The sequence below is a fragment of the Thermodesulfovibrionales bacterium genome (assembly GCA_035622735.1).
GTDB lineage: Bacteria > Nitrospirota > Thermodesulfovibrionia > Thermodesulfovibrionales > UBA9159 > DASPUT01.
Map to the genome: position 1 here is coordinate 1 of DASPUT010000119.1, position 2,178 is coordinate 2,178.

General features: G+C 55.5%; 1 protein-coding gene. It reads right to left on the reverse strand.

Features of this window, described 5'->3' with window-relative positions; all coding sequences use genetic code 11:
* Nucleotides 1–300: 300 nt before the first annotated feature.
* Nucleotides 301–2,178: GNAT family N-acetyltransferase (locus tag VEI96_06720; protein HXX57676.1), on the reverse strand; the 1,878-nt coding region annotated here is incomplete at its 5' end.

Below are 2,178 nucleotides of genomic sequence, written 5' to 3' on the forward strand. Positions count from 1 at the left end.
AGGGAAGAATCTCAAAGGGAAACTCCTCGTGTGGGACGGTCAAAGGACAGAATTCAGGACCTTCAAGGCCCTGAAAGACCCCCACTGCCCGACTTGCGGAGAATAATCATCCACCTGTCTGCAGACAATAACGTTGCGTACCAGAAAGACGGGCTGTTTTGCCGCGAAACGGAACGGTGCCGGAGAAATTCTTCCTCTGTTTCGTCAAGATCAGTACGAACCGTTGCAAGAGGATAGCCCGACCATTTTATGCGTCTCGGGATACGCCGTGTCGAGGCAAGGCGAGCATACCGCTCGATGTCAGATCTCCAGGACCACCCGCACCATGTCTTCGTCGTCATAGGCCTGTTTGAAGTCGTATTTCCGGGACAGGGCGAGCATGCGGCTATTGTTCTTGAGGACCTCCATCCAGAGTGTCGTCAGCCCCGTCTCCTTCGCTATGTCTATGCAGTAATCCATCAGCAAGCTTCCCACCCCTTTCCCCTGCCAATTGTCGGCGACGAGAATGGACAGTTCCGCATTTTCCATGTCGGGGAGTTTGCTGATTCTCACATCGCCGATGATATCCCTGCTCCCTTCCAGCAGGGCAACAAAGGCGAGTTCGCGATCATAGTCCACCTGACAGTATCTGACGAGTTTCTCATGGGGTATGTAAGTGAGCCGCTGGCAAAACCGGTAAACAATGGTCTCTTCCGAGAGGTTCTTGAAGAACTCAAAGATGAGCGGCTCGTCTTCGCCCCGGATCGGTCGCACATGACAGACCGTCCCGTCGGGGAGCATCTTTTCGACAACGTATTTGAAGGGGTATGGGCAGATCGAGAGATGCGGGGGGCAGAGGTCGCCCGTGAGTTTGCGATGGTTGGTCAGGGGTTCCCCTTCAAGGAGAACCGCGCCGTCCAGGGCTATGCCTTGCTTATCCGTCAGGAGAAAGGGGTTGATCTCAATCTCCCTGATGTTATAAAAATCGACGACCAAATGAGAGAACCTCACCAACACCTCTTCGAGCTGTCCCAGGGCCTGCTGATATGCCGGGAGCCCCTGAAGATACTTGTATATCTTCGTCTCCTCCATCATCCGTCGAGCCAGGGTCTGATTAAGGGGCGGAAGTCCGATCGCGTGGTCCTTAATCGCGTCGAGAAATTCACCTCCCGTTCCGAAGACGATGACAGCACCGAAACTGGGATCCTTCTTTGCACCGATGACGAGCTCGTACCCCTTTCTAATCACCATCGGCTGAATGACCACGCCCGCCTCAGGATCTCCGGCCCGAGAGGCCACTACTTTCAGTGACCTGTAAGCCTCCCTCACCGCTTGCTCATTCAGGAGGTTAAGCGCGACCCCTCCCCTTTCGAGCTTGTGAAAGACCTTTTCGGAATCGATCTTCAGAACGACCGGATACCCATTTTCTCGCGATATCCGGACAGCATTTTCTTCATCCTCGACCCTTACTGTGTCGACCATAGGGATGCCGTATATCCCGAAGATCTCCCTCACCTTGTCGAGGCGGAGAATACTCCTTCCCTCCTCCGGCGCCTTCCTGATAATCTCCCTCGCCTTCCCTATATGGGGGACAAAGTCCGTGAGGATCGCCTCCGGAGTCTCGTGCAAAAGCCTGAGGTTGAAGTCATAGCGGTACATATACAGGAAGCTCTTGACGGCCTGCTCAGGGGTGACAAAGGTGGGTATCTCGTTGTTGCTGAAGAACTCACGCGCCCGGACCACCTGTTCATCGCCCAACCATGTCGTAAAAAGCGGTATATGAGGCGCTGACTTTGCCGCCTTTGTCACTTCAGCGGCGATGTCCTTCGGATCGAAGCAGGGGAAGGGAACATAGACCACGAGAATGCCGTCGACCCCTTTGTCCTTCACACAGATATTCACCGCTTGCCCGAAGTCTTCGGGCGGGGCGTCTGTCAGGAGGCAGACAGGGTTGTTGACCCTGCTCCTGAGGGACAAGTGCTTCTCGATTTCATCCCGTGTCTCCGCTTGGAGCGCCGCCAGTTCCCCCTCCATGAGAACGAGGGCATCGACCGCCATGGAGGCAGGTCCCAGGGAGTTCGTGATGATCGCCAGCCGCTTTCCCTTCGGCCTGTTCTGTTTCGCGAGCGTCTCGGTCATATAGAAGAGATCGAGCATCTCGTATACGCGCACGGCTCCGGCCCTCCTGAGGGCCGCCTC